The 25,830-nt window shown below is 67.9% G+C and carries 24 protein-coding genes; 5 read left to right on the top strand and 19 right to left on the bottom strand.

Translation table 11 applies throughout. The features are described 5' to 3' along the window. Nucleotides 1–14: 14 nt before the first annotated feature. The 3 genes from GDI_RS08625 to guaB form a co-directional block, all read right to left on the bottom strand. A complete protein-coding gene (locus tag GDI_RS08625) occupies nucleotides 15–1,838 on the bottom strand; it encodes a cation:proton antiporter (protein WP_012225364.1) in 1,824 nt (607 codons plus the stop codon). A 115-nt stretch (nucleotides 1,839–1,953) separates the two neighbouring features. Beyond that, nucleotides 1,954–3,243, bottom strand: coding sequence for an RsmB/NOP family class I SAM-dependent RNA methyltransferase (locus GDI_RS08620; RefSeq protein ID WP_012552935.1), 1,290 nt, complete (start codon nucleotides 3,241–3,243; stop codon nucleotides 1,954–1,956). Nucleotides 3,244–3,253: 10 nt separating this feature from the next. Continuing rightward, nucleotides 3,254–4,756, bottom strand: a complete 1,503-nt coding sequence (gene guaB, locus GDI_RS08615; protein ID WP_012225362.1) for an IMP dehydrogenase — start codon at nucleotides 4,754–4,756, stop codon at nucleotides 3,254–3,256. 150 nt (nucleotides 4,757–4,906) lie between these two features. On the opposite strand from guaB, the gene GDI_RS08610 reads away from it, so the two are divergent. Then, nucleotides 4,907–5,503 carry a nucleoside 2-deoxyribosyltransferase gene (locus GDI_RS08610; RefSeq protein WP_012225361.1) on the top strand — a complete coding sequence of 199 codons (597 nt, stop codon included), beginning with the start codon at nucleotides 4,907–4,909 and terminating at the stop codon, nucleotides 5,501–5,503. Nucleotides 5,504–5,507: 4 nt separating this feature from the next. On the opposite strand, the gene GDI_RS08605 is transcribed toward GDI_RS08610, so the two are convergent. The 15 genes from GDI_RS08605 to GDI_RS08535 form a co-directional block, all read right to left on the bottom strand. Then, on the bottom strand, nucleotides 5,508–6,008 hold the full coding sequence (locus GDI_RS08605; protein ID WP_012225360.1) for a c-type cytochrome: 501 nt from the start codon (nucleotides 6,006–6,008) through the stop codon (nucleotides 5,508–5,510). Continuing rightward, nucleotides 5,986–6,447 (bottom strand): c-type cytochrome, encoded by a 462-nt coding sequence (locus tag GDI_RS08600; RefSeq protein ID WP_012225359.1) that lies wholly within the window; start codon nucleotides 6,445–6,447, stop codon nucleotides 5,986–5,988. The genes GDI_RS08605 and GDI_RS08600 overlap by 23 nt, the downstream gene beginning before the upstream one ends. Next, nucleotides 6,444–7,028, bottom strand: a complete 585-nt coding sequence (gene mauA, locus GDI_RS08595) for a methylamine dehydrogenase (amicyanin) small subunit (protein WP_012225357.1) — start codon at nucleotides 7,026–7,028, stop codon at nucleotides 6,444–6,446. The genes GDI_RS08600 and mauA overlap by 4 nt, the downstream gene beginning before the upstream one ends. Beyond that, the gene (locus GDI_RS08590; protein ID WP_012225355.1) at nucleotides 7,025–8,251 is read right to left on the bottom strand and encodes an amine dehydrogenase large subunit; all 1,227 of its coding nucleotides are present in this window, start codon (nucleotides 8,249–8,251) and stop codon (nucleotides 7,025–7,027) included. Before GDI_RS08590 ends, mauA begins: the two co-directional genes overlap by 4 nt. Before the next feature lie 185 nt (nucleotides 8,252–8,436). Next, on the bottom strand, nucleotides 8,437–10,008 hold the full coding sequence (locus GDI_RS08585) for a SpoVR family protein (protein ID WP_012225353.1): 1,572 nt from the start codon (nucleotides 10,006–10,008) through the stop codon (nucleotides 8,437–8,439). Then, entirely contained in the window at nucleotides 10,005–11,312 is a 1,308-nt protein-coding gene (locus tag GDI_RS08580; RefSeq protein ID WP_012225351.1) for a YeaH/YhbH family protein, read from the bottom strand. The genes GDI_RS08585 and GDI_RS08580 overlap by 4 nt, the downstream gene beginning before the upstream one ends. A gap of 19 nt (nucleotides 11,313–11,331) precedes the next feature. Then, on the bottom strand, nucleotides 11,332–13,278 hold the full coding sequence (locus GDI_RS08575; RefSeq protein WP_012225349.1) for a PrkA family serine protein kinase: 1,947 nt from the start codon (nucleotides 13,276–13,278) through the stop codon (nucleotides 11,332–11,334). A gap of 399 nt (nucleotides 13,279–13,677) precedes the next feature. Then, a complete protein-coding gene (locus GDI_RS08570) occupies nucleotides 13,678–14,466 on the bottom strand; it encodes an MBL fold metallo-hydrolase (protein WP_012225347.1) in 789 nt (262 codons plus the stop codon). A gap of 3 nt (nucleotides 14,467–14,469) precedes the next feature. Further along, entirely contained in the window at nucleotides 14,470–15,261 is a 792-nt protein-coding gene (locus GDI_RS08565) for a TatD family hydrolase (RefSeq protein WP_012225345.1), read from the bottom strand. Continuing rightward, a complete protein-coding gene (gene metG / locus GDI_RS08560; RefSeq protein WP_012225343.1) occupies nucleotides 15,258–16,796 on the bottom strand; it encodes a methionine--tRNA ligase in 1,539 nt (512 codons plus the stop codon). The genes GDI_RS08565 and metG overlap by 4 nt, the downstream gene beginning before the upstream one ends. Then, nucleotides 16,793–17,764 (bottom strand): DNA polymerase III subunit delta', encoded by a 972-nt coding sequence (locus GDI_RS08555; protein WP_012552930.1) that lies wholly within the window; start codon nucleotides 17,762–17,764, stop codon nucleotides 16,793–16,795. Before GDI_RS08555 ends, metG begins: the two co-directional genes overlap by 4 nt. Continuing rightward, the gene (gene tmk / locus GDI_RS08550; RefSeq protein ID WP_012225339.1) at nucleotides 17,745–18,392 is read right to left on the bottom strand and encodes a dTMP kinase; all 648 of its coding nucleotides are present in this window, start codon (nucleotides 18,390–18,392) and stop codon (nucleotides 17,745–17,747) included. Before tmk ends, GDI_RS08555 begins: the two co-directional genes overlap by 20 nt. A gap of 5 nt (nucleotides 18,393–18,397) precedes the next feature. Then, complete coding sequence (locus tag GDI_RS08545; protein WP_012225337.1) at nucleotides 18,398–19,666, bottom strand: D-alanyl-D-alanine carboxypeptidase family protein; 1,269 nt, start codon at nucleotides 19,664–19,666, stop codon at nucleotides 18,398–18,400. Between the two features lie 2 nt (nucleotides 19,667–19,668). Beyond that, nucleotides 19,669–20,535, bottom strand: a complete 867-nt coding sequence (locus GDI_RS08540) for a septal ring lytic transglycosylase RlpA family protein (RefSeq protein ID WP_231854279.1) — start codon at nucleotides 20,533–20,535, stop codon at nucleotides 19,669–19,671. Beyond that, nucleotides 20,532–21,524, bottom strand: a complete 993-nt coding sequence (locus GDI_RS08535) for a lytic murein transglycosylase (RefSeq protein WP_012225326.1) — start codon at nucleotides 21,522–21,524, stop codon at nucleotides 20,532–20,534. The genes GDI_RS08540 and GDI_RS08535 overlap by 4 nt, the downstream gene beginning before the upstream one ends. A gap of 295 nt (nucleotides 21,525–21,819) precedes the next feature. Between GDI_RS08535 and GDI_RS08530 the strand changes: the two genes are divergently transcribed. Together GDI_RS08530 and GDI_RS08525 are read left to right on the top strand one after the other, a co-directional pair. Next, nucleotides 21,820–22,395, top strand: coding sequence for a DedA family protein (locus GDI_RS08530; RefSeq protein WP_012225323.1), 576 nt, complete (start codon nucleotides 21,820–21,822; stop codon nucleotides 22,393–22,395). Further along, entirely contained in the window at nucleotides 22,392–23,501 is a 1,110-nt protein-coding gene (locus GDI_RS08525) for a D-alanine--D-alanine ligase (RefSeq protein ID WP_012225321.1), read from the top strand. Before GDI_RS08530 ends, GDI_RS08525 begins: the two co-directional genes overlap by 4 nt. Nucleotides 23,502–23,511: 10 nt before the next feature. Here GDI_RS08525 and GDI_RS08520 read toward each other — a convergent pair whose 3' ends face one another. Further along, complete coding sequence (locus GDI_RS08520; protein WP_012225320.1) at nucleotides 23,512–23,979, bottom strand: MlaD family protein; 468 nt, start codon at nucleotides 23,977–23,979, stop codon at nucleotides 23,512–23,514. 114 nt (nucleotides 23,980–24,093) lie between these two features. Here GDI_RS08520 and GDI_RS08515 point away from each other — a divergent pair, with 114 nt between their 5' ends. Beyond that, nucleotides 24,094–24,936 (top strand): undecaprenyl-diphosphate phosphatase, encoded by an 843-nt coding sequence (locus GDI_RS08515; RefSeq protein ID WP_012552928.1) that lies wholly within the window; start codon nucleotides 24,094–24,096, stop codon nucleotides 24,934–24,936. Between the two features lie 14 nt (nucleotides 24,937–24,950). Continuing rightward, nucleotides 24,951–25,739, top strand: a complete 789-nt coding sequence (locus GDI_RS08510; protein ID WP_012225313.1) for a GDSL-type esterase/lipase family protein — start codon at nucleotides 24,951–24,953, stop codon at nucleotides 25,737–25,739. The last annotated feature ends 91 nt before the right edge of the window (nucleotides 25,740–25,830 follow it).

The following is a 25,830-nucleotide window of genomic DNA, read 5'->3' as shown; positions in this document are numbered from 1 at the left end:
GTTTCCAGACAGACTCACGGGGGCGACATGATGATGATCGTATCTCCGGCCATCGGCTCGACCGGTACCTCGTCCTCGACCGACCGGACCCAGATGGCGACGCCCTTGCGCACGGTCATGATCGTCAGGCGATTGCCTTCGGCAAGGGGTTCGCCCGGGGGCGGCGTCCCGCCTGCCGCGCCGCCGGCCGGCGGCGGCACGAAGGGGATGCTGCGAAAGCGCCAGCCCCGTTCGAACAGGGTATCGAACAGCGTGAAGTTCCATGCCGGATCGCCCAGCACCCTGCCCCGTGAATCGCGGCTCAACCCCCGGTACAGATCCAGCCGCGCCACGCCGGGGCTGACCTGGAACACGCGCTGGCGCCCGAAATCCGGCGCCAGCCGCGCGCAGACCAGTCCGTTGTAGATCGCGTCCGGCGTCGCCGCGATCAGATAGTCCGCCGGCCGTTCCTCCAGGCTTTCCAGCCCTTCGTCGGACAGCAGTTCCGCCTTCAGGATCGGGATGCCGGCGCGTGACGCGGGGGCCAGCGCGCCGGTACAGGTGTCCACCAGCATGACCGGGCACCCCAGGCGATGCAGCACGCCGGCCAGGTCGGTGGACCAGGCGCTGGCGCCGACGATCGCCAGCGCCGGTTCGTCGGACAGGGTCAGGCGCAGCGCGCGCGCCAGCGGGCGAAGCGAAAACCCATGCAGGATCATGGTGGTGGCGATCAGGGCGAACACGCCCGGCGTCACCAGGTCGGCGCTGGGATAGCCGGCTTCCTGCAATTGCAGGCCGGCGACGCCGGCGACGGCGGCGGCCACGATCCCGCGCGGCGCGATCCAGCCGACGAACAGGCGTTCCTGCCACGACAGGTTGGCGCGGATGGTGGACAGCAGGATACCCACCGGCCGCACCACGAACAGCACGGTCAGCGTCATCGCCACGATCGGCAGCGACAGGCGTTCCAGCACCGCGCGATGCAGATCGGCGGTCAGCATCACGAACAGGCACGACACCACCAGCACGCCCAGCGATTCCTTGATCCGCCGCAGTTCGGACATGCCGATGACGTGCATGTTCGTCAGCGCCATGCCGAAGACCGTGGCGGCCATCAGCCCCGCCCCTTCCATGACGAAGTTGCAGACCGCGAAGACGCTCATCGCCAGCGTCAGGATGATGGGAATGCGCAGGATTTCCGGGATCAGGTCGCGGGTGGACAGAAACCGCACCAGCACGGCCGGAAACACCCCGCAGCCCAGCGCCATCATGGTGGCGAACAGCAGGTGGGGCACGATTTCGGCCATGAACATGCCCGAATGCCGGTTGCCCTGGATCATCAGGAATTCCAGCACCAGCGTCGCCAGGATCGCGCCCACCGGGTCGTTCAGGATGGCCTCCCACCGCAGGAAGGCCGCCACCCGGGGGCGCAGCTTGGTGTGGCGCAGCAGCGGCAGCACCACCGTCGGCCCCGTCACCACGATGATGGCACCGAACAGCCAGGATGCGCCCCAGTGCAGATGCCCGACGAAATGCGCCGCCAGCGCGCCCAGGATCCAGTTGATCGGCAGGGCCACGACCGTCAGGCGCAGCACGCCCTCGCCCGCCGCGCGCCATTGCCGGAAATCCAGCCCCAGCCCGCCTTCGAACACGATGAAGGCGACGGCCAGCGAGACGATGGGATGGAAATAGCCGCCGATCGCGGCCGACGGATGCAGCAGGTTCAGCCCCGGCCCGTACAGCAGCCCCAGCGCGAACAGCAGGACGATGGCCGGCAGCCGGAATCGCCACGCTACCCATTGGGCGCCGATTCCGCCGCCCAGCACGCATAAGATCCCGATGGCCAGATTATCCTGCATTGCGTCTCCCGACCTGTTGGGCCGCCTTGATATCCGTCAGATTACAACGCGGGCCGGGACAGCGACAATCCGGAACGATCGACCACTTTGTCATTAAAAAAGAACGTTTTTTTGTTCAGGCCGTGCGTTCCAGGATCGCGGCGAAGAATCCGTCGGTCCCGTGCCGCAAGGGTGACAGCGCGATCATCCCATCCTGTGCCAGATCGGGCGCCAGGTCAGGCACCGTTTCCGCCCGGCGGAAATGCGGCGAGGCGCGCAGGAACGACGCGATCCGGTCCTGGTTCTCCTCGCGCAGGATCGAACAGGTGGCATAGACCAGACGCCCGCCCGGCCGCACCAGGGCGGAGGCGGTCGCCAGGATGTCGGCCTGCTTGGCCATCAGTTCGGCCAGGTCCTGCTCGGTCAGGCGCAGCCGCGCGTCGGGATTGCGCCGCCATGTCCCGGTTCCGGTGCAGGGGGCATCGACCAGCACCCGGTCGAAGCTGGCGGCCCGCCGCCGGGCCCAGCGGTCGCCCGGGACCAGCAGGTGCCGTTCCGCATTATGGACGCCCGCGCGGCGCAGGCGGCGCACCGCGCCCTCCAGCCGGGGTTCGGAGACGTCGCAGGCCACGATATGGCCGCGATTTTCCATGGTCATCGCCATGCCCAGCGTCTTGCCGGCGGCGCCCGCGCAGTAATCCAGCACCCGCATGCCGGGCCGCGCGTCGGCGGCCGCCACCACGATCTGGCTGCCTTCGTCCTGGATTTCCACCAGTCCGGACTTGAAGGCCGCCGTGGCCGTCACCGGCTGCCGCCCGGGCACGCGCAGGCCCCAGGGGGACAGGCCCGTCGGTTCGGCCATGATGCCGTCGGCGGCCAGCAGGCGCGCGGCCTCGGCCCGCGTGGTCTTCAGCAGGTTCACCCGCAGGTCCAGCGTCGCCTCGCCGGCCAGCGCCGCCACTTCGGCATCCAGGTCGGCGCCGAACGTTTCCTCCAGCCGCGGCAGCAGCCAGTCCGGCACTTCCAGCCGGACCGCACGCGGCATGTCGGGGTGGACCATGGCCTGGCCGCGCAGCCGGGTGGCCAGGTCCCGTTCCGCCGCCGACAGGGGCTGCGGCGCGTAGCGGTCCTGGGACACGAACAGGTCCTGCGGCGCCTCGCCGGGCTGGGGCATCAGCGCCAGCGCCGCGATCAGCCGCGCCCGGGGCGTGGCCGCCGCCCCCGCGCGATCCAGCCACCAGGCCAGATGGCGCCAGTGACGCAGCACGGTCCAGACACGCGCCGATATCGCCCGCCTGTCTCCGCCACCGATATAGCGTCGTTCACGGAAGAAGGCATTGGCGACGGCATCCGCCGGGCGACGGGGCGTGGCCTCCATCGCCGACAGCAGATCGATCGCGGCGGCGAGCCGCGCACTGGGGGTCATGTCGGTCCTATCAGTCGCGGCGGTAATTCGGCGCCTCGCGCGTGATCGCCACGTCATGGACGTGGCTTTCGCGCAGTCCCGCCCCCGTGATGCGGCGGAAACGCGCACGAACCTGCAGGTCCGCGATCGTGGCCGACCCGGTATAGCCCATGCCGGCGCGCAGGCCACCGACCAGTTGGTGCACCACGGCGTCCATGCCGCCCTTGTAGGCGACGCGCCCCTCGATCCCCTCGGGGACCATCTTGTGGGTTTCCTTGATCTCCTGCTGGAAATACCGGTCCGCCGAGCCGCGCGCCATGGCGCCCAGGCTGCCCATCCCGCGATAGGATTTGTAGGACCGGCCTTCATACAGGAACACCTCGCCCGGCGCTTCCTCGGTCCCGGCCAGCAGCGAGCCGATCATGACCACGTCCGCCCCGGCCCCGATCGCCTTGACGATGTCGCCCGACGTCCGTATGCCGCCATCGGCGATGGCTGGCACGTCCAGCTCATGGCACGCGGCCGAGGTTTCCAGCACCGCGCTGAACTGCGGCACGCCCACGCCGGCCACGACCCGCGTGGTGCAGATCGACCCCGGGCCGATGCCGATCTTCACGCAGTCGGCCCCGGCCTCGATCAGCGCCACGGCGGCCTCGGGCGTCGCGACGTTGCCGGCGACGACCTGGATCCGGTCATCCACCGCCTTGACCCGCGCCACCGTGTCCAGCACGCCCGAGGAATGGCCGTGCGCGGTATCGACGACCACGACATCCACCCCGGCCTCGATCAGCGCCCGGGCGCGGGTGAACCCGTCCTCGCCCACGCCGGTCGCGGCGGCGCAGCGCAGGCGCCCCATCTCATCCTTGTTGGCCAGCGGGTGCAGGACCGCCTTTTCGATGTCCTTGACGGTGATCAGTCCGACGCAGCGCCCTTCGTCATCGACTACCAGCAGCTTCTCGATCCGGTGGCGGTGCAGCAACTGCCGCGCCTGGTCGTGGCCGACATCGGCGCCGACGGTCACCAGGTTTTCCCGCGTCATCAGCGAATCCACGCGCAGGGCGGGATCGGTGGCGAAGCGGACGTCGCGGTTGGTCAGCATGCCGACCAGCCGCTTGGTCTCGCGCTCGATCACCGGCAGGCCGCTGATGCCGTGGCGCGACATGATCGCATTGACGTCGGCCAGGGTCTGGTCGGGCCACACCGTCACCGGATTGACGACCATGCCGGATTCGAAACGCTTCACGCGCCGGACCTGCTCGGCCTGTTCCTCGACGCTCAGATTCTTGTGGATCACGCCCATGCCGCCCTGCTGCGCCATGGCGATGGCCATCGCGTCCTCGGTCACCGTGTCCATGGCCGAGGAAATCAGCGGGATATTCAGGCCGATGCGGCGCGTCAGGCGGCTTTTCGTCGAGGTCTGTCCGGGCAGGACATTGGATTCCGCCGGGACGACCAGAACGTCGTCGAACGCCAGCGCCTCGCGGATGCGATCGTCGACGCGCGGATGGGATAGCGGATTATGGGGCGAAGACATCGTTCTGGAACCTCATCAACCATTGCATGGGTCCCAGAGCCTCGGGTACCCGACCGTTGGCGCTTCCACATAAGATGCGAATCGGGTCGTGGCAAGGAAAAGACGCACGGGGACGCGGCCCGATGGATGGGATGAGGGAACTTTCGGGGCATGGGCACGAACAAGACCGTCTATCTGGCCGGCGACCTGGTCTTCCGGCCCGGCGCGATCGCGATTTTCGACCGGCTGCGCGTGCTGTGCCGCGCGGCGGGGGTCGAGGGCGTGGCCCCTTTCGACGGCCAGGCCGGCATCGAATCCCTGCCCCCCGGCCCCGAGACGATGCTGAAGATCGTCATGGCCGACCGCGCCCTGATGGATCGCTGCGCCGGCGGGATCTTCTGCATCGACCCGTTCCGCCGCGCCGCCGACATGGACCCGGGCACGGCGGTGGAAATCGGCTACATGATGGCGCAGGGCAAGCCACTGGCCGGCTATACGACCGATGGGCGCCCGTATCCCGAGAAGGTGCGCGCATATCGCCGCGCCGCCTGGGGCGACGATCTGCGCCCGCGCGTCACGCATGACGCCCCGGTCGGGTCCGGCGCGGTCGAGGACAGCGACGGCATCCTGGCCCATTCCGAGGGCATGCTGCAGAACGGAATGGTCGAAGGATTCATCCACCTGTCCGGCGGGCACGTCGCCGTGCGGGACGACCTGTTCGACGCCTTCCGCATCGCCATCGCCGAGCTGGCGCGCCGCCTGCCCTGAAGCGTCAGTAGGTGCCGGAACGCCCGCCGGAATGCCCACCGGCTTGGGCCGCGCAGGCCGCCGTCGCCCGCGCCCACACCGCCGCTCGCACCGTCGGCAGGTCGGTCGTGTCCAACGGGTGGCCGCGCAGGGCATGGATTTCGCGCGCGGTGAAGGGCGCCGTGCCCCGGGGCGTGCTGGCGCCCCCGAGGTCGAACAGGACGAAATTCATCACCTGCGCCATCAACGCGTCGTCGCGGATCAGCGACATCGACACCCCAGGCACCTCCAGCAGATAGGACCGTCCTTCCGCCGTGCAGGTCAGCACCCCGATCCGGTCACGCAGGGTCGGAATATAGGTCTGGCCCGACTGGCCCTCGATCCCGTGACATCCGCCGCATTTGGTCAGGTAGGTCGTGCGGGTCCGGTCCAGCGCCCGGGCTGCAGGCCCCGGCGGAAGAAGACCGGCCACCGCAAGAACCGCGATGACCGGCCAGACCGACTTACGGAAGGGGATGCGCCGCATTCAGCGTCTTTCGGGCCGCGGCCACGGCCGAGGACGACATCGGCGCCGCACGCGCCGCCGCCAGATCGGCCGCCGCGAAGACCGGGGCGGGCTTGGTCGAACCCAGCGACGACAGATAGGTCAGGATGGCCGCGATCTGGTCGTCGGGCAGGCTCTTGAAGCTGGGCATGAAGCCGACATAGGTCGCGCCCCCCGCCTGGATCGAGCCGGCCAGGCCGTTCACCAGCACCTGGGTCACGTATTTCTTGCCTTCGGGGGTCGAGGCGATCTTGTCGATCCGGTTCGCCAGGGGCGGAAACTGGCCCGGCGCGCCGACGCCGCCACCCTGGTGGCAGATGCCGCAATTGGCCCCGTACAGCGCCTGGCCATCCGGCGCGGCAAAAGCGGTCGTCGCCCCGGCCAGGGACAGAGTGGCGGCCAGGGTAAGGATTTTCTTCATTCAGCGGTTCCTACGATTGCGGCTGTCGAGCAGTTATAGAGAAGCGAGCCGGTCCCGAAACACCAGATGATGTCGTTATTGGCCTGCGGGCGATAGGTCGGCAGGTCGCCGTCGGTACCCAGGCAGTTCTGCTCGTTGCAGGCATCCTGCCCGCAGCAGTCGCGATAGGCGATCAGGTACGACCGGCGATCCTGCGGGTTGAAGCAGGTCCCGATCCACGAGGTCGGCGACGGATGCGTGCCGGGCGGGCAGCTATGCACCCCGCCGCCGCAGGTGGTGCACAGATTGCCGTCGATGGCGCAATACCGCCAGTAATCGCACTTCGTGTCGTCTTTGGCCTGCGCCTTCGCCGCGAAGGGTGACGGGGCCGCCGACGGGGCCGCGGGCGCGTCCGCCGCCCGGGCGTCGCCCCGCCAGACCGGCAGCAGCGGAAAGAGCGGGACGGACGCCGCCCAGCCGCCCAGCCGCGCCAGCGCGCCGCGTCGCGAGGACCGGCCCGCCAGATAGCGGGCCAGCCGTTCGGTCAAGCGATCGAAACCGTTGCGCTCCATGTCGTTCCGGGTCTCCGTCACGCGCGTCATTCCCCTGGTGCCACGGTGAAGATGAGCGCTTCGCCCAGGTTCCTGATCGTGCGTACCGGCGCGCCGGTGGCGCCGTCCAGCACCGTCAGGTCCCCGGCTTCATCGGTCAGCATGATGCGCGAGGCCGCGTCCTGCGTCACGCCGACCATCATGCTGGGCGCCGCCAGATGGATGCGCCGCACCAGCTTGCGGGTCTTCAGGTCCAGTTCCCACAATTCGGTGCCCGCGTCCTTGTGGGTCCAGAACGGACCCCGATGCATCAGGATAAACAGGTGGGAATCCCGCGCCCGCACCGCCGCCAGTTGCCACCCGCCCGGCCGCCACGTCACCGCGAACGGGGCCCGCGCGTCGGAGGCCGGCTTCAACCCGGCAGCAGCCTGGATCGACCACGGCGCGCCGATCTTCGACTGCGGCCCGAGCGTCGTGTCGTAGACCAGCCCGCTGTAGGAAATGAACCAGACATGCCCGCTGGCCGCGACCTGCGGGCTGTGTTCGAAGACCGGGTCGCGGTCGGGCACGAAGAAGGGCGCGGTATGGGTCAGGCTGGGTGTGGCCGTCTTGTCCAGCGCCACGTTGGCCAGCGATCCGTCACCGCAGATCGAGGAGAACCCCGCCCCGCCCCACGGATAGACCAGCGCGCAGCCGGGTACGTCCACCGTGCGCACCACGTCCTTGCGCGCCGCGTCGAAGACGTGGACCGAATTGGTCGGGCTGGTATCGTAGACATAGACGTAATGCCCGTCGGCGCTGACAGCCATGTCGGCCTTCTTCGGCGTGATCAGCGCGCGGCTGGGCAGGTCGATGTCCAGCGTCGGTTCCAGCGTCAGCGGATTGTACGCCACCAGCATGTCGTGGCGCCTGCCGCGATTGCCCCGCTCCCACGCCGTCTCGGCGACGTAGAACGTCCTGCCCGCCGGGTCGGCGGCGACGTTGGCGTTATACGCCGCCTGGACCATGCCCAGCAGCTTGCCGCTGTCCAGGTCCACCACATAGACGCGCCCGTCCTTGCTGTGACGGTACACCCCGTCCTGCACCAGGACCCGATGCGGGCCGCCGGGCGGGAGCGTCACGATGTCGCTCTCCTCGGTCTGCAGGATGGGTTCGGCCGCGCGGGCCCCCGACGGGGGGACGAGGGGCTGGAGGATCGCCGCGCCCAGCAGGGCGGCGACGCTCAGCGGGGCGGCCAGAGGGCGGATGGCACCGTAACGCCGCTCAGAGGGCATGAAGCCGTCCGGCGGGGGAATGCGACAGCGTGATCATCCGGCAACCTTGTTTCTCGCCACACCAGCATCGTATCGGGAATCGGGCCGCGCACGACCGATCGCCTCCCGTTTCGATCTCCATTCGATACAAATTTTCGCAGGCGAAGGCCAGCCCGTTTTCCCGATCCGCCGGGACGTGCCCGGCGTTATGCGGATGGTTTGGCCGAATGGGTGGTGACGACGGTTCCGGTCTGGCTGTCGATTTCCTTCAGGATGACGCCATAACCCCATAATAATGCAAGATAATCGAGCGTCTGCCGCGCATCGCCGGGCTGGAGCATCTGGCCGGTGCGGCTGCGATGTTCCAGCACCAGGGTGCGGTCGCCCAGCAGGTCCACATCCACGATCTCGATTTCGGTATAGAACGTCCCGGGATCGTAGGTCAGCGCCACGCTGCGGCGGATGTCGCGATATCCGGCCTCGTCATGGATCGCGTCGACCAGCAGGTAGGGCTGGCTGGTGTCGTCGCGCAGGCGGAACATGCGGAAATCCCGGATCACCTTGGGGGAAAGGAATTGCTGGATGAAGCTTTCATCCCGGTATTCCGCCCAGGCATGCCGCAGGGTGCCGATCGGGTCGCCGTTGCCGGCGATATCGGGGAACCAGGTCCGGTCCTCCTCGGTGGGTGTCTCGCAGATCCGGGCGATGTCGGTCATCATCGCATAGCCCAGCGCGTAGGGATTGAAGGACGGTCCGCCGCCGGCATCGAAACCGGGCTGGCTGATCACATTCGATGTGGAATGGATGACTTCCAGATACGCCGCGTCGTCGATCCGGCCCAGTTCATGCAGCCGGCGCATGATGTAGGAATGCACCCAGGTGGCGCAGCCCTCGTTCATCATCTTCACCTGGGGCTGCGGGTAGAAATATTGCGCGACCATCCGCACGATCCGGATGATCTCGCGCTCCCACGACGCCAGGCGGGGGGCGTTCTTTTCCAGGAAATAGAGCAGGTTTTCCTCGGGCAGGCCCAGCAGGCGCCGTGCCAGGGCGCCCTCGGCCTGCCCTTCCTCGCCGGCCGGTTCGGTGGGCAGGGTGCGCCACAGATCGTTGAACATGCTGTCTTCATAGGCGCGCCGTTCGCGCGCGCGCTGCTGCTCGGCCTTCAGATCCAGCTTGCGGGCGCCCGAATGACGGTGGACGCCCTGGTTCTGCAGGGCGTGGGCGGCATCCAGGATTCGCTCCACCGCGCGCACGCCGTGCCGTTCCTCGCACCGCGCGATGAAGCCGCGGGCGAATTCCAGGTAGTCCAAAATCTCCGACGGGTCCGTCCATTCGCGGAACAGCCGGTTGTTGCGGAAAAAATGGTTATGGCCGAACGCGGCGTGGGCGATGACCAGCGCCTGCATCGTCGCCGAATTTTCCTCCATCAGATAGTTGATGCAGGGATCGGAATTGATGACGACCTCGTAGGCCAGGCCCATCAGTCCGCGGCGATAGGCGTTTTCATGCCCGATGAAGCGCTTGCCGAACGACCAGTGCTTGTACCCCAGCGGCATCCCGTGCGAGGTATAGACGTCCAGCATCTGTTCGGACGTGATGATCTCGATCCGGTTGGCATAGAGTTCCAGCCCCAGTTCCTTGTCCGCGATCTCGGCGATCGCATCGTAGCAATCGCGGAGGATCTGGAAGTTCCAGTCATTGCCGGAATAGAGCAGGCCGCCCGGCCGGGCGCCGCCCCCATCCCCACCGCCTTTGGGCGTGATCTGGTTCATCATGCCTCCGCCGTGTCGTGCTGTCGGGAAAACAGTTCGCGGAAAACGGGGAAGATTTCCTTGCGGTCGCCGACCTGCCGGATCGCCAGGTGGTCGTTTTCATCCGCGATCGTCCGGTAGCTGCGCCACAGGTCGGTCTCGCCACGGATAACCGCCCCCGAGCCCGTGATTTCGATATAGGCATAGTACTGGACCGCCGGCAGGATCTCGTCCCGCAGCAGGCTGGCGGTCCGGGTGGTGTCGGACGACGCATTGTCGCCGTCCGACGCCTGCGCGACATAGATGTTCCAGCTTCCCGACGGAAAGCGCTCGCGCTGGATGCTGGACATCAGTTCCAGCGCCGAGGACACGATGGTCCCGCCGGTGCGCGGATCGTGGAAGAAGGTTTCCTCGTCCACCTCCTCGGCGCTTTCGGCGTGGCGGATGAAGACGATTTCGACCTTCTTGTACCGCCGCTCCAGAAAGACGTGCAGCAGCAGGAAGAACTGCTTCGCCAGGTCCTTCATCCGCTCGGTCATCGAGCCCGAGACGTCCATGATGCAGAACATCACGGCCCGCGTCGCCGGCTGCGGCACGACGGTATAGCGGCGGAACCGCAGATCGACCGGATCGACCCACGGAATCCGTGCCAGGCGCTGGCGCAGCGTGCCCCGGCGTTCGCACAGGGATTCCAGTTCGTCCAGATCCTCGGTCCCCAGGGGCCGGCGGTCCTCCAGTTCGGCGATCCGGGCCTCGATCTCGCGCAGGTCGTCGGGCTTGGGACGGCCCAGCCCGATGCGCCGGGCGATCGACCGCCGCATCGTCCGCCCCAGATCCAGGTGCGACGGCGCGCCCTCGTTGCTCAGCCCGCTGCGGGTGGGCTTGCTGGTCTCGGTGGCCGCGATCTCGCGCTTGACCAGGTCCGGCAGTTCCAGGTCGTCGAAGAACAGGTCCAGGAATTCGTCGCGGCTCAGCACGAAGCGGAAGGAATCCTCGCCGCCCCCCTTTTCGCCGCCCTGCCCTTCGCCGCCACCGCCCTGCCCTACGCCGCCCGGCGGGCGTTGCAGCCGGTCCCCGCGCGAGAACTCGCGGTTACCGGTGAGCACGATCTCGCGCACACCCTCGGAAAAGACGCGGTGGAAGGTGGGCTCATGCAGCGCGTCCGACGGGATCGACACCGCATTTCCCTGCCCGACCTCCCTGATCTTGCCGCGCGCGACCGAATCGCGCACGGCCTTCTGCACGGCGGCACGGGCGCGCTGCAGCACGCGCCGCCGATTTTCGATATTCTTCCCATGGGGATTGGGACGTCTGTCGATAATATCCACTGGGCGACACCATTCCCGTTCACGCAGACTGCTTGACCCGCATGTACCACTCAACGAGCCTGCGGACCTGTCGTTCCGTATATCCGCGCGAGACCATCCGCTCGACGAACTCGTCATGCTTGCGCTCGGTTTCCCCGTCCTTCTTGGACCCGAAGCTGATGACCGGCAGCAGGTCCTCGACCTGGCTGAACATCCGTTTCTCGATCACGTCGCGGATCTTCTCGTAGGACGTCCATGACGGGTTGCGTCCCCCATTGCCCGCCCGCGCGCGCAGCGAGAACTTGACCACCTCGTTCCGGAAATCCTTGGGATTGGCGATGCCCGCCGGCTTCTCGATCTTGGTCAGCTCGGCGTTCAGCAGTTCCCGGTTCAGCATCTGCCCGGTATCGGGGTCCTTGAAATCCTGGTCCTCGATCCATGCGTCGGCGTAGTCCAGATAACGGTCGAACAGGTTCTGGCCGTAGTCGTTGTAGCTTTCCAGATAGGCCTTCTGGATCTCGTGCCCCAGGAATTCGGCGTACCGGCCGGCCAGTTCCGACTTCAGGGTCGCCAGGTAGGTGGCCTCGACCTCGGGCGGGAACTGCTCGCGCCGGACCGCCTGTTCCAGCACATACATCAGATGCACCGGATCGGCCGAAATCTCGGCCGAATCATGGTTGAAGGTCGCGGACAGCACCTTGTAGGCGAAGCGGGTGGAAATCCCGTCCATGCCCTCGTCCACGCCGGCCGCATCGCGATATTCCTGCATGGTGCGGGCCTTGGGGTCGGTCTCGCGGATGTTTTCGCCGTCATAGACCCGCATCTTGGCGAACTGCGCCGAATTCGGGTGCGGCTTCAGCCGCGACAGCACCGCGAAGCGGGCCAGCATTTCCAGCGTGTTGGGCGCGCACGGGGCCTCGGCCAGGCTGGAGGACTGGACCAGCTTTTCATAGATCCGGGTTTCCTCGGTCACCCGCAGGCAGTACGGCACCTTGATGACGCAGACGCGGTCCAGGAAGGCCTCGTTCGTGCGGTTGTTGCGGAAGGTCTGCCATTCGGCCTCGTTCGAATGGGCCAGGATCACGCCGGTGAACGGGATGCTGCCGATATTCTCGGTGCCGACATAGTTGCCTTCCTGCGTCGCGGTCAGCAGGGGGTGCAGCATCTTGATCGGCGCCTTGAACATCTCGACGAATTCCAGCAGCCCCTGGTTCGCGCGGTTCAGGCCGCCCGAGAAGCTGTAGGCGTCGGGATCGTTCTGGCTGAAATGCTCCAGTTGCCGGATATAGACCTTGCCCACCAGGGCGGACACGTCCTGGTTGTTGTCGTCGCCCGGTTCGGTCTTGGCGATGGCGATGTGGCGCAGGCGCGAGGGATGCAGCTTCTCCACGCTGAAGCGAGACAGGTCGCCGTCGAAATCCTCCAGCCGTTTCAGCGCCCAGGGGCTGGCGACGCCGCCCAGCAGCCGGCGGGGAATGCCGTACCGCTCCTCCAGCACGCCGGCCATGCGGTCGGGATCGAACACGCCCAGCGGGCTTTCGAACACCGGGCTGATATGCCGCCCGGCCTTGAGCACGTAGATCGGCTCCTTCTCCATCAGGGCCTTCAGCCGTTCGCCCAGCGACGATTTGCCGCCACCGACGGGGCCGAGCAGATAGAGGATCTGCTTGCGTTCCTCGAGCCCCTGCGCCGCGTGCCGGAAGAAGCCGACGATCTGCTCGATCGTCTCCTCCATGCCGTAGAAATCCGAGAAGGCGGGATAGATCCGCAGGGTGCGGTTCATGAAGATGCGTGACAGGCGCGGATCGCGGGACGTATCGACGGTTCGTGGCTCGCCGATCGCCTTGAGCATGCGTTCCGCCGCGGTCGCGTAGCAGGACGGGTCCGTGCGGCACTGTTCGAGATAGTCGGACAGACTCATCTCGACTTCGCGGCGCTGGTCCCGCATCGCGGTCGCCAGAGAAAACACGTTGATATCAGAAACCATCGGCAGATGTCTCCGAACCGTCGCCAGGATCTGTCACGACCCTGGTCGACCATGTATCATGGACAATGTTCCCGGGGCGGGGTGCGATCCCCGTCCGGGGAGAAGCGTCAGCCTTGTGTTGTCGTCAGTCTGCCATTCAATGCACATCCCCCTTCAGGTGGCGGGCCCTTTTCAGGCGGGTTGGCGCGTCACGGCCCCGGATCGGGGCGATTCGGCCAGGCGGATCGGCCAGGGCGAAATCGCGGGATGACGGGGCAGCGGACTCTCAGGGTCGTCACAGCCAACGGTATCGCTCCCGCCGCGTGCGATTCAACCTAAATCGCGCGTCGCTGCAAAATGCTCGGCAGCCTGCACGGGTTTTGCAAAACCGGGGTCGGCGGCCCGGGTCAGTGACCCGGGTCAGTGAAAGGCGACGCGCATGCCGTCGAACGCGGCCTCGACCCCGTCCGGCAGGTTGGCCCGCATCCAGGCCCAGTCCATGTCGGGGCCCATATGGGTCAGGATCACCCGGCGCGGCGCGATCCGGGCCCGCCATTCCAGGACCCGGTCCAGCCACGCATGCGCGCTATGGGCGGCAGAACGCTGGAAGCAGTCCACCACCCAGGTTTCGATCCCGGCCAGCGCCGCGAACGCCTCGTCCAGCAGTTCGACCACGTCGGTGGAATAGGCGATCGTGCCGCAGCGCACTCCCAGCGACAGGGTGCGGCCGTGTATCTGCTCGAACAGGCGCAGATGCAGGCCCGCGACCTCCAGCGTCTGGCCGGCATGCACGACATGCGGCACCACCACCGGGCGATAGAATCCGGGCGGGGACCAGGGGCGAAACGCGTAATTGAAGCGGTTTTCCAGGTCGGTCAGCACCGGGGGCGTGCCATAGACCGGCAGCGGCCGGTCGATCACCCGGTTGATGGCGCGGACCTCGTCCAGCCCCGCGATGTGATCGGCATGGGCGTGGGTGTAGAGGATCGCGTCGAACCGGTCGATCCGCTGGGCCAGCAACTGGTCACGCAGATCGGGGCCGGTATCCAGCAGCACCGCCCCGTCCCCGCCCCGCAGCAGGACGGATGCGCGGGTGCGGCGGTTGCGGGGTTCCGCCGGATCGCAGACGCCCCAGTCGCCAGCGCCGTCGGGGCCGCCGATCATCGGCACCCCCGCCGACCCGCCGCATCCCAGGACGATCAGTTCCATCGGTCAGGCCGCCCGGCTGAACAGCCGGTGGAAGTTCGCGGTCGTGACCTCGGCCAGGCTTTCGGGCGTCATGTCCCGTACTTCCGCCAGCCGGCGCGCCGTGTGGGCGACGAAACCCGGCTCGTTCTTGCGCCCCCGCTGCGGCACCGGGGCCAGATAGGGCGAATCGGTTTCCACCAGCAGCCTGTCCTGGGGAATGTCCCGTGCCACGGCACGCAGCGCATCCGATTTCGGAAAGGTCAGGATACCGGAGAAGCTGACATACCCCCCCAGTTCCAGCCCCACCCGCGCCAGGTCGGGACCCGAGGCGAAGCAGTGCAGCAGGAAGCGGAACGGGCCGTGGGACTCCACTTCGTCCCGCAGGATCTCGGCGACATCCTCATCGGCATCGCGGGCATGGATGACCAGCGGCAGGTCCATCTGCCGCGCGGCCGCGATATGGGCGCGAAAGCGCGCCTGCTGCAACGGCCGCACGGATTCGGCCCCGTGAAAGTAATCCAGGCCCGTCTCACCGATTCCCACCACGCGCGGATCGTCGGCCAGGGCCACGATACCGGCCGCGTCCGCGACCGTGCATTCGTCCACATGGTCCGGGTGCGTGCCCACCGTGCACCACACCCGCAGGTCCGGGCGGCTGAAGCGGGTCAGGTCCTTCTGCTGCGCCGCGCGCGACAGGCGGGTGCCGATCGTCACCATCCCTTCGACCCCGGCCTGGCGCGCCCTGTCCAGCAGGTCCGGGATCTCGTCATCCGTGAAATGGTCCAGATGGCAGTGCGAATCGATCAGTCCCGTCATTGCGCCTCGGCCTCCACGTAACGGGGAAAGATCCCCTGCGGCGGCGGCAGGGCGCGTCCGCCCGGCAGCGGCGTGGCCAGGGACGCGAAATCGCGCTCGTCCTCCGCCACGCCAAGCTGCGTCAGCAGCGCATCCATGCTGCCGGGCATGTAGGGCTGCAGCATGGTGCCGATGCCGCGCAGGGCATCGACCAGCACGCGCAGCACCACCGCCATCCGGTCGGGATCGGTCTTCTTCAGCGCCCACGGGGCCTGGCGGTCGATATAGGCGTTGCAGGCGCGGATGACGCGCCAGACCTCTTCCAGCGCGTCGGTCAGGGCGCGGCGGTCGATCTGTTCGTGCATCAGGGTCGGCAGCAGGTCGGCCTGCGCCAGCAGCGCGATGTCGTCGTCGGTCCGCGTGCCCTGCTCCGGCAGCAGCCCGCCGCAATTGCGCGCCACCTGCGACAGCGTGCGCTGCGCCAGGTTGCCCAGGTCGTTGGCCAGTTCGACATTCATCCGGTTGATGATGGCCTTGCGGCTCAGGTCGCTGTCACCGCCGAAGGGCATTTCGCGCATCAGGAAGAAGCGCACCGGGTCCAGGCCGAATTCCGCCACCAGGTCGCGCGGATCGACGACATTGCCCAGCGACTTGCTCATCTTCTCGCCCTCGATGGTCCACCATCCGTGCGAGAAGACGCAGTCCGGCAGGTCCAGACCCGCCGCCATCAGCAGCGCCGGCCAGTAGATGGCGTGGAAGCGGACGATGTCCTTGCCCACCAGGTGCAGGTTCGCCGGCCAGAAGCCCGCGCGCGGGTTGCGGGCGTCGGGAAAGCCGATCGCGGACAGGTAGTTGGCCAGCGCGTCGACCCAGACATACATCACGTGATCGGCATCGCCGGGCACCGGAATGCCCCAGCGGAAGCTGGTGCGGCTGATCGACAGGTCGCGCAGGCCCTGGCGGACGAAGCTTGCGACCTCGTTGCGCCGCGACGCGGGCTCCACGAAGCCCGGGCGGGTTTCGTACAGGTCCAGCAGCCGGTCGGCGAAGGCGGACAGGCGGAAGAAATAGGACGGCTCGCGGACCCATTCGACCGGGGCGCCGGTCGGCGCGACCCGGGTGCCGTCGGGCTGGGTAACCAGTTCGTCCTCGTTATAGAAGCTTTCGTCGCGCAGGGCGTACCAGCCCTCGTACGCACCCAGGTAGATATGGCCGTTCGCCGCGATCCTCTCCCACAGGGCCGTGGCGCCGGCGATGTGACGCGGTTCGGTGGTGCGGATGAAATCGTCGTACGAGACGTTCATCACGTCGTACATCGCGCGGAAATCGGCTGAAACGCGGTCCGCGAACGCGATCGGGGCCAGGCCCGCCGCCTGGGCGGCCTGTTCCACCTTCTGGCCGTGTTCGTCCGTGCCGGTCAGGAAGAAGACGTCGAAACCCGCCAGCCGCTTGAACCGCGCCACGATGTCGGCGGCGACCGATGTATAGGCGTGGCCGATATGGGGCGCCCCGTTCACATAATAGATCGGTGTCGTGACGTAATAGCGCCGGGTCATATTCCACTCACCAATGTCAGGCCGCTCAGGATGGCCTGATGTTTATCCAGATTGAACTGTTCCGTCTCGGCCCGCAGATGGACCAGACGACGCCAGAGATCGACCATGCGGTCGGCCGGCCTTTCCGCCGGGATCGTGCCGCGCACGGCGGCGCGGGTGCGCACCGATATGGCATCGCACAGCAGATCGAAGAAGACGGAAAAGCCATTCTCCCGCTTCAGGACCGCTTCCGCAATCTCGTACATCTCTCCTTCCCGCATGGCTCCCGGGCCTGCCGGCGCGTCCATCACGCGCGCGACCAGGGCGCCCAGCGCGCCGCCGTCACCCGCCAGCAACGCCAGCGCCCGGCCCGGCGATCCATGGGCCAGCGGCACGACGCGCGCGATGTCGTCGGGGGCCGCGTCCTCGACAACCGTGGACAGGACGGCATGCATGTCGGCGGGCGACAGCGGGCCCAGCTTCAGCGTCCGGCACCGGCTGCGGATCGTCGGCAGCAGGCGCCCCGGCGTGGCGCAGGTCAGGATCAGGATGGCGCGCGGGGGCGGTTCCTCCAGCAGTTTCAGGATCGCGTTGGCGGCGCTGCGGTTCATGTATTCCGCGCCGTCCACGATCACGACGCGCCAGCCATCCTCGGCTGCCGTGCGGTGCAGGAACTGGCCGATCGGCCGCACGTCGTCGGCCACGATTTCAGCGCGCAGGCGCTGCCGCTTTTCATCCACCCCCCGGGCGATGGTCAGCAGGTCGGCATGGCTGCCGGCGGCGATCCGCCGTGCGGCGGGACTGTCGGGGTCCGTCCCCTTCAGCAGCAGCCGCGCCATCCAGAAGGCCATCGTCGCCTTGCCGATGCCCTCGGTGCCGGTCAGCAGCCAGGCGTGATGCAGCCGCCCGGTGCGAAGCGCGTCCTCGAACGCGCGTCGCGCTTCCTGCTGCCCCACCAGGTCCGGAGCGTCACGCGGCGCCGGGGGCATCCGTTTCCAGCCTTGCGTCCACCAGGCGGGCGATGTCGCCCGCGACCACATCCACCGGCCGGTCGGCCGCGATCGTGACGCAGCGCCCGGCCTCGGCCCGCGCGATGGTGTCGAATCCGTCCGCGACGCGGGCGTGGAAGGCTTCGTCGGCGGCCTCGTACCTGTCCGCCGGGCCGCCGCGCGCGCGCAGGCGGGCCAGCGCGCCGGCCCGCTCCAGCATCAGGACCAGCGTCAGGTCGGGCGCCAGCCCCACCTGGGCGCCCAGCACCGCGATCAGGTGCAGGATCCCCGGATCGGCGCGACCCAGCCCGTAGCCCTGATAGGCCAGGGTGGAATCGATGAAGCGGTCGCAGATGACGACCGCGCCGCGCGCCAGCGCCGGGCGGATCAACTGGTCCACATGGTCGCAGCGCGCGGCGAAATGGGCCAGGATCTCCGCCCGCAGCGACAGGTCGTGCCCGCCGAACAGCAGCAACTGGCGCAGGGCCTCGGCCCCCGGGGTGCCGCCCGGTTCGCGCGTGCGCACCACCTCGCGGCCGGCGGCGCGCAGATGCGCCTCCAGGCGCTGCGCCTGGGTAGATTTCCCCGCGCCCTCGCCCCCTTCGAAGGTGATGAACAGGCCCGCCACGGAACTCAGTGCCGGCCCAGTTTCTGGCCCAGCACCGCCGACGCCCGGGCGAACAGGCCCAGGCGCGGCACGCCCTGCCCCGCCACCAGGGGCATGCGGATATCGGCCAGGCCCGGATTGCTGATCACCAGGTCGCCCAGCACCTGCCCTGCCGCCACGGGGGCGGCCACCGGGGCCTGGTAATCCACCCCGATATGCGCCCGCGACCGCCAGCCATGCGGCAGGGTCATGACGATATCCCGCGTGGCGACCAGGGGCACGGTGGGCTGCGTGCCCAGCCACACCGATGCCTGTTCGACGATGTCGCCCTTGCGGAACAGGGTCGCGTTCTCGAAATTCGCGAACGACCATTCCAGCAGGCGCTCGCCTTCATGCGCGCGGGCGTTGCTGGACGGCATGCCGTTCAGCGACAGGACCACCCGGTTGCCGCCCCGGTCGGCGCTGGCGCACAGCCCGAACCCGCCGGCATCGGTGTGGCCGGTCTTCAGCCCGTCGGCCAGCCCCTTGTCCACCAGCACGTTGCGGTTGCCCTGCGAGATCTTGTTGAACCGGTAATCCTTCTCGGAAAAGAAGTGATAATATTCCGGGAAGTCGCGGATCAGCCGTACCGCCAGTTGCGCGACGTCGCGCGCCGACATGTAGTGATTGTCGGCCGGCCAGCCGGTGGCGTTCATGAAATGCGAATTGGACAGGCCGATACGCGCCGCCATGTCGTTCATCTGGGCGACGAACTGTTCCTCGGACCCCGCCACGCCTTCGGCCAGCACGATGCACGCGTCGTTGCCCGACTGGATGACCATGCCCTGGATCAGGTCCTGGACCGCGATGCTCTGCCCCAGGGGCACGAACATCTTGGACCCCTGCATACGCCACGCCTTCTCGCTGACCGGCAGCATCTGGTCCAGCTTCAGTCGGCCGGATTTCAGCATGCCGAAGACGATATAGGCCGTCATCATCTTGGTCAGCGAGGACGGCGGCATCCGCTCGTCCGCCGCCTTTTCCAGCAGGACCGATCCGGTCGTGACGTCCAGGATGCAGGCCCAGCGCGCCACGGTGTCCAGCGGACCGATGGGGGTGGCGGCCGGCGGCCCGGCGGGGGCCGCCGCGTCGGCGGCATCGGTGCCGTCCTCCGCATTCGCTCCGCCGGTCGGGGCGGGCTGGGGGGACGGCGCGCCATGCGCGTGGTGCCGGCGCGGCGCCGCAACCGCAAGAGAACCGGTGGCGGCCAGCGAGGCCGTCCCAGCCATGAGGAACCTTCGGGTCTGCACGTTCATCCCTATTCGACGACGATCCGGGCACCGGTTACTCCGGCGCCCATAAGCTGGTCCAGTGCGCGGTCGGCGTCGGTCGCGTTCATGAACGGCCCGACATGGACCCGCCACAGCGCCCGTCCGTGTTCCTGGACCGGCACGACGCGGCCGCCGGTCCGCGCGGCCGACAGTTCGGCATAGCGCAGGGTCGAAAACGTGCCGGCATCGACCCACAGCAGCCCGCCCACCACATAGCCCTGGCGCACGCTGGGAGGCAGGTCGCCCATCAGGGCCGAGATATCCGCCGCCCCCACCGTCCCGCCGGGGGCGCCGACGATCGTGGCCCCGCTGCCCGGATGGTCCAGCGATTCGGCACGGACCTGGCCGGCCGGCGCCGCCGCGATATCCAGGTGCTGGGTGCCCGGCAGACCCTCGGCCAGTTGCTCGTTCTGCGCTTCCAGTCCCGTGACCGCGACCCGCACCGGATTGCTGCCGATCCCCAGCAGGGCGGCGGCCCTGGGCGACAGGCCGATCAGCCGGCCCGGCGAATCCGGTCCCCGGTCATTCACCCGGATGGTGATTTCACGCCCGTTTTCCAGGTTGCGCACCGTGACGATGGCCGGAAGCTGCAGCGTCGCATGGCGGCCGGTCAGGGCATCGGGGCTGTAATGCTCGCCATCCGCCGTGACGTAGGGCGTGCGGTCCGGGTCGGCGACGGCCAGGCCGGTCGCCTGATAGGAGAAATCCTCGTGCGGGTAGTACCACACGCCGTCCATCTGGTACGGCGCGCCGACGACGTAATGCGGCGCCGCAGGGGGCAGCCCGGGCTCCGCCCGATGGCAGCCCAGCAGTCCCAGCGCGGCCATTACCGTGGGAACGGCCCGGCGCGTCACGTGACGTCGTGGCCCAGCAGCCCGACCGCCAGCGCGTAGAAATCGGATGGATTGTAGCGCCGGATGACCGAAAAATTGCGATAGACCATGAAGGCCTCGCCGCCCGGTCCGTCCGGCCGGATCACCGCGCCGCTGATATCGGGGCGCGAGAAACGCCGCCCGTCCAGCCGCCGCACGCCCTGCGCCATCCAGTCGGCCAGGGTACGCACCCTGCCCCGCCCCAGATCGGCCTGCGCCAGCCGCGTGGGAACCGAGATTTCCTGGCCCCAGGGCTCGCCGGCCGACCAGCCGCAACGGGCCAGGTAATTGGCGATCGAGGCGAAGACGTCGGGCTCGCTGGTCCAGATGTCGCGCCGGCCGCTGCCGGTATAGTCGACGGCGTAGCGCAGATAGGCGCTGGGCATGAACTGCGGCTGTCCCATCGCACCGGCATAGCTGCCGGTCATGGAATCGGGCGTGACGTCGCCATGGTCCAGGATGCGCAGCGCATTCATCAGTTCGCCGCGAAAGAACGACGCGCGCCGCCCGTCATAGGCCAGGGTCGCCAGGGCGTCGGGGATCTGGAAGGTGCCCGTACGCGTGCCGTAGGCGGATTCCAACCCCCAGATTCCCATCAGCGGCTGCGGGTCCACGCCGAAATGCCGGCCGACCTCCGCCAGCAGCGCGCGCCGTGCCCCCGCCGCCACGCGGCCGTCGGCGACCTTCTTGGGCGTCAGCACGCGCTGTCGGTACTGCGCCCAGGTCAGGGTGAATTCGGGCTGGTGCTGGTCCAGTTGCAGGACGCGCGCGTTCGGCGCCTCCAGCGCCAGGGCGCGATCGACGATCGCGGCCGACAGGCCATGGGAAACGGCCTCGGCCCGCACCCCGGCCAGGAAGGCCGCATAGGATGCAGCAGGGGCGCTGTCGGCCCGCGCCGACGCGGCCATGCCGATGCCACCGGCCGCGCAGGTGGCCGAGGCTGACATCAGGAAGTCACGTCGTCGGATCATGATGCAAGCTGTGCCACATTCCCCGCCGGCCTTTCAATCCTTGCCTGGGGCAACCACGCGCTGTCCGGCGGCGGAATTTGCCGTCGCCCGCAGGCGATTTGTCGGCGGCGGCGAAGCGTGCCACAAGGGCCCCACCCCGGGCGCGGCCTCCGCCGGTCTGTCCGGTGCCCGCGCTGGACGGGCCCCTGGCCAAGGATTTTCAGGGCAAGGGTTTCTGGGCAAGAGGTTTTGATGCAGTGAGGATTCCGACCCGTCTCTTCCGGCCAATCCCACGCTGAACGGCCCTGTCCCGGTCATGTTTCCCTCACTTCCCGACCTGCTGGCCGCGGCCGGCACTTCGCCCGTCATCCAGGCGCTGGCGATCATCATCGGCACCTTCATCCTGGAAGACGCGGCCACCATCCTGACGGCGATGGAGGTCCAGACCGGCCAGATCGCCATCCCCGTGGCGCTGGTAGCGCTGTATGTCGGCATCGTGGTCGGCGACCTGGGGCTGTACGGGCTGGGGCGGCTGGCCGCGCTGTGGCCGCCGGCCCGGCGTTGGGTCGCCGTGCCTCAGGACGGCAACGGGCAGACCTGGTTCGGGCGCAATGTCTTCCGCATCGTCTTCGTCAGCCGGTTCATCCCCGGCGCGCGCCTGCCGCTCTACACCGCCTGCGGATTCTTCGGCGCCAGCGTGGGTCGATTCGCGCTGGCGGCCGTTCTGGCGACGCTGATCTGGACAACCCTGCTGTTCGCTGTATCGCTACAGGTCGGCCATTTCCTGATCGACCATCTGGGGGAATGGAAATGGCTGGGCATGGGGGGATTCGTCCTGACCATCATTCTGGTTGGCCGGATCGTGGCCAGTGTGCGGAGTCCCTCTCGATGAACCATGCCCCGACCGCCGCTTCCAGCCGGGCCAAGACGGGGGGGGATGCGGCACGGCAGCCCGCGCCGCTGTCGATGTTCGAATTCTGGCCGGGCTGGGCCATCTATACCCCGGTCGTGCTGTACTGGATCCTGCTGGGCCTGTGGCACCGGGATTTCAGCCTGCCGACCGCGGCCAATCCCCGCATCCTGACCGGCGGCCTGTGCGGCGAAAGCAAGACCAGCATCCTGGACATGGCGGGCGAGACGGCGCGGCGCTGGATCGCGCCCTATGTCTCGGTCACCACCGGTTCGGCCGATGACGGCGCGGCCGCCCTGGCGGCGCTGGATCGCGGCGGGCTGGCGCTGCCGGTGGTGGTGAAGCCCGATATCGGCTGCAACGGCGCCGGGGTGAAGCTGGTCACGACCCCGGACGAACTGGTCGCGGCGGTGGCGCTGTACCCGCCCGATACCCCCCTGGTCATGCAGCGGCTGATCCCGTTCGAGCACGAGGCCGGCGTGTTCTATATCCGCCACCCAGACGAGGACCGGGGCCGGATATCCTCGCTGACCTACAAGGAGGCACCGGTCATCGTCGGCGACGGCCGGTCCACGGTGCGACAACTGATCGATGCCGACGCGCGCACGCGCCTGGTGCCGCATCTGTATCTGCCCCGCCTGGGCGATCGGGTGCATGAGGTCCTGCCGGCGGGCATGCCGCTGCGGCTGGTCTTCGCCGGGAATCACAGCAAGGGGTCGATCTTCCGCAACGGCGCGGACGACATCACCCCGGCCCTGGTCGAGCAGATCGACCGGATCATGCAGGATATCCCCGATTTCCATTTCGGCCGGATCGACCTGAAGTTCGAATCCATCGCCGCCCTGCGCCTGGGCCGGGGGTTCGAAATCATCGAGATCAACGGCGTGGGGTCCGAAGCGACCCATATCTGGGATTCGCGCACCACCCTGCGCGAGGCCTATGCGGCGCAGTTCACGCATTACCGCGAGACCTTCCGCATCGGCGCCAAGAAGAAGAAGGCCGGATGGCGGACCAGCGGCGCCTTCACCATGCTGCATTACTGGCGCCAGCAGAGGCGGCTGCTCGCCTCCTACCCCCTGAACGACTAGGATACTGTTTTTACTGCATTGAATCGGACGGCAGACCGCCATTGCCGAAGATGTAGTTGCTGACCTGCTGTTCCAGGCTGACGGCCTCCTGCGCGTTGGTGATGACCGCGCCGGGGGGCAGCCGCGCCGGGGCCTTTCCCGGCACCACCATCAGCGCATCGTCGCCCGTCATGGTCGCGCTGCCGATCATCACGCCGGAATCGGCCGGCAGGGACAGGTCGCGATCGAGCGTGAAGCCCACATTCGCCATGGCCGTCGCGGGGTCCAGCGCGATGGCGGTCACGCGCCCGACGGGAACGCCCGCCAACTGCACCTCGGCCCCCACATGCAATCCGTTGGCCGATATGAATCGGGCGGACAGCGCATAGCGATCATTCCCCAGATCGACCTGCGAGGCACGGGCATAGGCATAGAATGCCCCGGCCACCAGCAAGACCAATCCGCTGAAAACAATCGCGCTGCCATTTTCTCGCGCCAAACGTTCCTCCTTATTCCTGTCGGGCCGATCATTCGCGGCGCTACGGTACAGACTTGCCGGGCACCCGGAAAGTAAGGCACGACGACATTCTAATTCGCCATGGACAGCCGGACAATGACACTCATCCAAGCCATCGTGATCGCGATCCTCCAGGGGGCGACGGAGCTGTTCCCGGTCAGCAGCCTGGGGCATGCCGTCATCGTCCCCGCCCTGCTGGGCTGGGCGTTCGACCCGCACGGCGAAATCTTCCTGCCGTTCCTGGTCATGCTGCACCTGGGCACCGCGATCGCCCTGCTGGTCTATTTCCGCAATGACTGGGCGGCCATCTTCCAGGGGCTGAGGGGCCGCGACGGCAGCCAGCGCCAGGCCGAAAGCATCCATATCCTGGCCCTGCTGGTGGTGGCGACCATTCCGGCGGTCATTATCGGCGGCCTGCTGGAACATTGGCTGCGGGCGCTGTTCGGCACCGCGCGCTATGCCGCGATCTTCCTGTTCCTGAACGGCCTGCTGCTGCTGCTGACCGAACGGATGAAGAGCCGCCAGCCCGTCCAGGGCGGCTATGCCATCGCATCGCTGACCTATGCCGACGCCGCGATCATCGGCCTGTGGCAGTGCCTGGCCTTCCTGCCCGGCATCTCGCGGTCGGGGGCCACGATCATCGGCGCGCTGTTTCGCGGCCTGAACCATGAAGGGGCCGCGCGGTTTTCGTTCCTGATGGCCCAGCCGGTCATCATTGCCGCCACGGTGCGCGAGGCCCTGCACATGCGCCATGTCGCCATCCCGCCGGGTCAGATGCAGGTCGCGACCATCGGCGCCATGGTGGCGGCCGTGACCGCACTGGCCAGCACCGCGTTCCTGATGCGATACTTCCACAATCACGAGCGATGGGCGCTGAGCCCGTTCGGCTATTACTGCGTGCTGGCCGGCGCGGTTTCCTTCTTCATCCTCGGCCACTGAACGTACCCTCCCCCATGATACGCCGCCTGACCGCCAGGTCCCTCCTGGCACTGCCCCTTCTGCTGCTTGCCGGCCTGGGTACCGCCCGTGCGACGCCCCCGAACCTGGCCGTCCAGCCCGTGTCGCGCATGGACACGCCCTGGTGGCGCCAGCGCTTCGCCGACAAGCAGGCCGAAATCGCGCATGGTCGTTTCGACCTGGTCTGGCTGGGCGATTCGATCACCCAGAACTGGGAGCGCACCGGCCCCGAGCCCTGGCGTCAGTTCGCGCCGGTCTGGCAGCATTATTACGGCGACCGCCACGCCATCAACCTGGGCTTCAAGGGGGACAGCACCTGCCACGTCCTGTGGCGCCTGGACCATGGCGAGCTTGATTTCCGCCCCCCCCCGCGCCTGTTCGTCGTGCTGGTGGGGGCGAACAATTTCGGCCATGTCCATATCGACGCGGGCCACACCTACCCCGGCATCACGCGCATCGTGGACCAGATCCATGGCCGCTTTCCCGCGGCGCAGGTCCTGCTGCTGGAGGTCCTGCCTTCGATTCGGACGGCATGGATCACGGCGAACACGCAGCGCCTGAACGCCATGCTGCGCGCCGACATACGGCGCGACCGGCCCTGGCTGCACCTGCAGGACGTCGGCGCGGCGCTGGAGCGGAACGGCGCGCCCGATCCCACGCGCTTCCTCGACCCGCATCTGACGCCGCCCGACCCGCCGCTGCACCCCAGCGCGGCGGCGCAACAGGACATCGCCCGCATGATCGAACCGACGGTGGCGGCGATCCTGGGCGACCACCCCCATTAACCTCCCTTAATCAATCGTTCGTACCGACCGTCCGAACCGAAACGGGACGTGCCTCGGCCGCCCCGTTTCGGTTCGTTCCGTTCGTTTCGCA

The organism is Gluconacetobacter diazotrophicus PA1 5 (genome assembly GCF_000067045.1).
Lineage (GTDB): Bacteria > Pseudomonadota > Alphaproteobacteria > Acetobacterales > Acetobacteraceae > Gluconacetobacter > Gluconacetobacter diazotrophicus.
This window is presented reverse-complemented; position numbering and strand designations above follow the sequence as displayed.

Coding starts and splice junctions, on each gene's coding strand:
- GDI_RS08535 (WP_012225326.1), bottom strand. CDS start 21,524: ATGATCCGACGACGTGACTTCCTGATGTCAGCCTCGGCCACCTGCGCG.
- GDI_RS08530 (WP_012225323.1), top strand. CDS start 21,820: ATGTTTCCCTCACTTCCCGACCTGCTGGCCGCGGCCGGCACTTCGCCC.
- GDI_RS08575 (WP_012225349.1), bottom strand. CDS start 13,278: ATGGTTTCTGATATCAACGTGTTTTCTCTGGCGACCGCGATGCGGGAC.
- GDI_RS08565 (WP_012225345.1), bottom strand. CDS start 15,261: ATGACGGGACTGATCGATTCGCACTGCCATCTGGACCATTTCACGGAT.
- GDI_RS08620 (WP_012552935.1), bottom strand. CDS start 3,243: ATGACCCCCAGTGCGCGGCTCGCCGCCGCGATCGATCTGCTGTCGGCG.
- GDI_RS08625 (WP_012225364.1), bottom strand. CDS start 1,838: ATGCAGGATAATCTGGCCATCGGGATCTTATGCGTGCTGGGCGGCGGA.
- GDI_RS08525 (WP_012225321.1), top strand. CDS start 22,392: ATGAACCATGCCCCGACCGCCGCTTCCAGCCGGGCCAAGACGGGGGGG.
- GDI_RS08600 (WP_012225359.1), bottom strand. CDS start 6,447: ATGAAGAAAATCCTTACCCTGGCCGCCACTCTGTCCCTGGCCGGGGCG.
- GDI_RS08510 (WP_012225313.1), top strand. CDS start 24,951: ATGATACGCCGCCTGACCGCCAGGTCCCTCCTGGCACTGCCCCTTCTG.
- GDI_RS08605 (WP_012225360.1), bottom strand. CDS start 6,008: ATGCGGCGCATCCCCTTCCGTAAGTCGGTCTGGCCGGTCATCGCGGTT.
- mauA (WP_012225357.1), bottom strand. CDS start 7,028: ATGACGCGCGTGACGGAGACCCGGAACGACATGGAGCGCAACGGTTTC.
- GDI_RS08555 (WP_012552930.1), bottom strand. CDS start 17,764: ATGCCCCCGGCGCCGCGTGACGCTCCGGACCTGGTGGGGCAGCAGGAA.
- GDI_RS08570 (WP_012225347.1), bottom strand. CDS start 14,466: ATGGAACTGATCGTCCTGGGATGCGGCGGGTCGGCGGGGGTGCCGATG.
- GDI_RS08545 (WP_012225337.1), bottom strand. CDS start 19,666: ATGAACGTGCAGACCCGAAGGTTCCTCATGGCTGGGACGGCCTCGCTG.
- GDI_RS08590 (WP_012225355.1), bottom strand. CDS start 8,251: ATGCCCTCTGAGCGGCGTTACGGTGCCATCCGCCCTCTGGCCGCCCCG.
- metG (WP_012225343.1), bottom strand. CDS start 16,796: ATGACCCGGCGCTATTACGTCACGACACCGATCTATTATGTGAACGGG.
- guaB (WP_012225362.1), bottom strand. CDS start 4,756: ATGTCTTCGCCCCATAATCCGCTATCCCATCCGCGCGTCGACGATCGC.
- GDI_RS08585 (WP_012225353.1), bottom strand. CDS start 10,008: ATGATGAACCAGATCACGCCCAAAGGCGGTGGGGATGGGGGCGGCGCC.
- GDI_RS08610 (WP_012225361.1), top strand. CDS start 4,907: ATGGGCACGAACAAGACCGTCTATCTGGCCGGCGACCTGGTCTTCCGG.
- GDI_RS08515 (WP_012552928.1), top strand. CDS start 24,094: ATGACACTCATCCAAGCCATCGTGATCGCGATCCTCCAGGGGGCGACG.